The 4085-nt window shown below is 64.3% G+C and carries 2 protein-coding genes and 3 pseudogenes; 4 read left to right on the top strand and 1 reads right to left on the bottom strand.

Features of this window, described 5'->3' with window-relative positions:
* Positions 1–103: 103 nt before the first annotated feature.
* Positions 104–418: pseudogene (locus BO1_RS48205) on the bottom strand (helix-turn-helix transcriptional regulator); the annotation flags it as partial.
* Positions 419–673: 255 nt separating this feature from the next.
* Here BO1_RS48205 and BO1_RS48200 point away from each other — a divergent pair.
* The 4 genes and pseudogenes from BO1_RS48200 to BO1_RS55890 form a co-directional block, all read left to right on the top strand.
* Positions 674–1210, top strand: a complete 537-nt coding sequence (locus BO1_RS48200) for a carboxymuconolactone decarboxylase family protein (protein WP_028223694.1) — start codon at positions 674–676, stop codon at positions 1208–1210.
* Positions 1211–1288: 78 nt separating this feature from the next.
* Positions 1289–1438, top strand: a pseudogene (locus BO1_RS61670) (alpha/beta hydrolase); the annotation flags it as partial.
* 632 nt (positions 1439–2070) lie between these two features.
* A complete protein-coding gene (locus BO1_RS48185) occupies positions 2071–3231 on the top strand; it encodes a 2-aminoethylphosphonate--pyruvate transaminase (RefSeq protein ID WP_043289240.1) in 1161 nt (386 codons plus the stop codon).
* Between the two features lie 11 nt (positions 3232–3242).
* Positions 3243–4085: pseudogene (locus BO1_RS55890) on the top strand (alkaline phosphatase family protein); the annotation flags it as partial.

The raw sequence follows: 4085 nt of genomic DNA, 5'->3' as shown, positions 1-4085 counted from the left end.
GGTCTTACTGTGCCATATAGTTGGTTGCGGGCTCTTTTGTCGTACAGGAAGAGCGCCATCGTTGCATTCGCGAACGACTACGCAACCAGGTTAGTCACGGCATTCACGCGGGCGTGCGCGCCGCGGCGCGCCATTGCGCGGGCGTCATCCCCACATGCCGCTTGAAGCTGCGCTGAAACGCGGCATCGGACTGATAACCCACGAATTCGCCAATCTCGGCTACCGGCTGGCCGCCCTGCGCGAGCAGGCGGCCCGCGAGCGTCATGCGGATATCGGTCAGCACGTCGGCGGCGCTGCGCCCGATCGCTTCGTCGAAATGGCGCGCGAACGTCGCGCGTGACATGTGGCACAGCGCGGCCAGATCCGGCAGCGTCCAGGGCTTGCCGGGGGCGTCGAACATCGCGTCGATGGCAGGCTGCTCGATGCGCCACGGCGCGCCGAAGTGGCAGCGCACGTCGAGTCGGCCCGCAACGGGCATGAGCGTCAGAAGGCGGCTGAGGATGTCCAGGGGCGGCGGCCCGGTGGCATCGGTAGGCGAAATGAGTGAGACGAACGAGCATGAAGTCGCGCCATTCTGGCATTAAAAGCGCCGGCCTGCGTGACTAAACTGGCCCCATGCCATCGACGATGGCTACGCAAAGCAGTCAGTGCCATTCAACTCGAGGAGTCGATCATGTCCCGCCTTTCCGCTATCCGCCCCGAAGCCGCCACGGGCGCCGCCGCCGAAATTTTCACGAAGATCCGCAAGGCCATCGGCAAGGTGCCGAACGCTTACGCCACCATTGGCACGCACAGCCCCGAAGCGCTGGGCGCGATGCTGGCCGTAGACGCCGTGCTGGCCGGCGGCTCGCTCGCCAGGCCCGATATCGAAGCCATCAAGCTCGCGGTGAGCGAAGTGGCGGGCTGCGACTACTGTGTCGCTGCGCACACGCTGGCGGGCAAGGCCGCGGGCCTCGCACCCGAAGCGATGAAGCAGCTTCGCGCGGGCGATGCAACCGGCGACGTGAAGCGCGACGCGCTGGTGCATTTCGTACGCGTGCTGGTGCGTACGCACGGCACGGTGCCCGAAGCCGAGGTGAATGCGATTCGCGAGGCGGGTTACACGGAGCGCCAGGTCGTGGAGATCGCACTCGCGATCACGTCGATCACGTTCACGAATCTCGTGAACCGCGTGAACGATACGGCGCTCGATTTCCCGGCCGTGGCCTGACTGTGTAGCGTGTCGCCTGCGTTCTCATGGAGCGGCGTTCCGGGTCATGCGGCCGAGCTGGCCATGGTGACGGAAGACCTGGCCATCTCGCAGGTGACTCCCGCCGCGTAATCGTTCGGCGTGCCAATCACGCACGCCGCGTGGAGAACGAAGCCGAGCCGGGCTGTCGTGGCGACGGCGGACCGCGCGATCAATCCCGATCTGGAGCGCTTCATGACCCAGCGCGCTGTGTTCGCATGACCGGCTCCATTTCGGGGCCGATTTCGTTTGCGGAACATCCGGTTGGCGTCAGCTGATGCTTGTGACCTTCGATACAGCGTGTTGCGCGTCACGCCTGGTCCGACTGCAACTTCAGAAGGATCTCCTGCGCCTGCGCGCCAAATGCTGCAGGTACTTCGTTATCCTCTTCAAGAAAGGCTGCCGGTCCGCATCACCAGCGGGAGCGCCCCACATTACGACGAGGGTGCCACGCTGGTTTGACGCCGCCATGCCGGTAAAGAATCTCGACCAGATTTGTGGCAATTTGTGGCATTTGCGAATCCGCAAAGACCCGCACTCCTAAACGGCACTTTTTGGCCATCTCCGCCCATCAGGAATAAGGCGCCGCCAGATGACCGCCTCGCCCCTGACGCCATGCCGTGCAAACCGAATCGGGCTCTACCACACGGCACCTGGTGGCATTTCTTACGAACAGCCTTCGCGGTGTCGCTCGCCGATTGAAAAGTCATGGTGCTGCGCGATCGGTATATCCCCTGGTAATGTGGCGATTTGTTGCATATTGACTGATTTTGTTGCGTCCCATAAAGTGACGCAACAGTGCAGTGACGCAATGACCGACCCGACATCCACGGAGACACATCATGACGGCCACATCCCTCTCATCCCCTCCCGCAGCTTCCGAAACCGGCGATCCGCTTCTGCTCACGCCCGGCCCGCTCACCACCTCGCGCACCGTCAAGGCCGCGATGGTTCACGACTGGGGTTCGCGCGACGCGAACTTCGTCGAAATCAACCGCTCGGTGCTCGCGAGGCTGGCGGAGATCGCGAACGGCGCGGGAGACTGGGTGACGGTGCCGATGCAGGGTTCCGGCACGTTCGCCGTCGAGGCGATGCTCACCACCTTCGTGCCCAAGAACGGTGAGGTGCTGGTGCTGATCAACGGCGCCTACGGCAAGCGCGCGAAGCGCATTCTCGATATAGCCGGGCGCAAGACCGTCGTGTACGAAACGGCCGAAGACACGCCGCCGGACCTCACGCAGGTCGAAGCGCTGCTCGCGAGCCAGCCGTCGATCACGCATGTGTTCACGATTCACTGCGAGACCACCTCGGGCATCCTGAACCCCATCGCGCAGATCGGCGCGCTCGCGCACAAGTACGGCAAGGGCTATCTCGTCGATTCGATGAGCGCGTTCGGCGCGCTGCCGCTCGACGTGCAGACCATGCATATCGACGCGGTCGCGGCATCGTCGAACAAGTGCATCGAGGGCGTACCGGGCCTCGGCTTCGTGATCTGCCGGCGCGAGGCGCTCGCGCGCACCCAGGGCAACGCCACCACGCTCGTGCTCGACCTGTACGAGCAATCGACCAACCTGGAGAAGACGAGCCAGTACCGTTTCACGCCGCCCACGCACGTGATCGTGGCGTTCCATCAGGCGCTCAACGAGTTCGACGTCGAAGGCGGCGTGGCCGGGCGCGGCGCGCGCTATCGCGCCAACTGCAAGATCCTGCTCGAAGGCATGCGTGCACTCGGCTTCAAGCCGCTGCTGCCCGACGCCTTGCAGGCGCCCATCATCGTCACATTCCACATTCCTGACGACCCGCGCTTCGTATTCAATCAGTTCTACGAAAGTCTGAAGGCGCGCGGCTACGTGATCTATCCGGGCAAGCTTACCGTGGCGGACTCGTTCCGCATCGGCTGTATCGGCCGCCTCGGCGAAAAGGAAATGCGCGCTGCGCTCGCCGCAATCGCCGAGGTTCTCGAATCCATGGGCATGACCGGCGCCCTTGCAAAGACGGCATGAAAGGAGACGCCATGAGCGCACTGCAGGACACCACACTGACCGTGAACGGCCGCGAATACCGGCTTCCCGACGCGCCCGTCGTCGTGATCTGCCTCGACGGCTCGGAGCCGGCCTATATCGAGGAAGCCATCAAGGCCGGGCGCGCCCCGAACCTCGCGAAGATGCTGCGCACGGGCATGAACCGCATCGCCCAGTGCGTGATTCCGAGCTTCACGAACCCGAACAACCTCTCGATCCTCACGGGCCGTCCGCCCAGGGTGCACGGCATCGCGGGCAACTACTTCTACGACCGCACGAGCGGCGAGGAAGTGATGATGAACGACGCGCGCTTCCTGCGTGCGCCCACGATCTTCGCGGCGTTTCACGACGCCGGCGCCAAGGTGGCCGTGGTCACCGCGAAGGACAAGCTGCGCACGCTGCTGGGCAAGGGGCTCGATTTTGCGAGCGGCCGCGCGATCGCGTTCTCCGCGGAAAAAGCCGACCAGGCCACGCGTGCGGCCAACGGCATCGAGGACGTGCTCGCGTTCGTCGGCAAGCCGCTGCCCGATGTCTACTCGGCCGATCTCTCCGAGTTCGTGTTCGCCGCGGGCGTGAAGCTGCTCGATACCTTCCGTCCCGACCTGATGTATCTGTCGACGACCGACTACGTCAGCACAAGGCCGCGCCGGGCTCGCCGAAGGCCAACGACTTCTACGCGATGTTCGACCACTACGTGGGCCAGCTCGATGCGGCAGGGTGCGTGCTCGCGATCACCGCCGACCACGGCATGAACGACAAGCACCGCGCGAACGGCGAGCCCGACGTGCTCTATCTGCAGGATTTGTTCGACGAGTGGACCGGCAAGGGCCAGGCGC

This window comes from Paraburkholderia oxyphila NBRC 105797 (assembly GCF_000685075.1).
GTDB classification, from domain to species: Bacteria; Pseudomonadota; Gammaproteobacteria; order Burkholderiales; family Burkholderiaceae; genus Paraburkholderia; species Paraburkholderia oxyphila.
The sequence above is the reverse complement of the archived record's forward strand: the minus strand, read 5'-3'. Positions and strand labels throughout refer to the sequence as shown.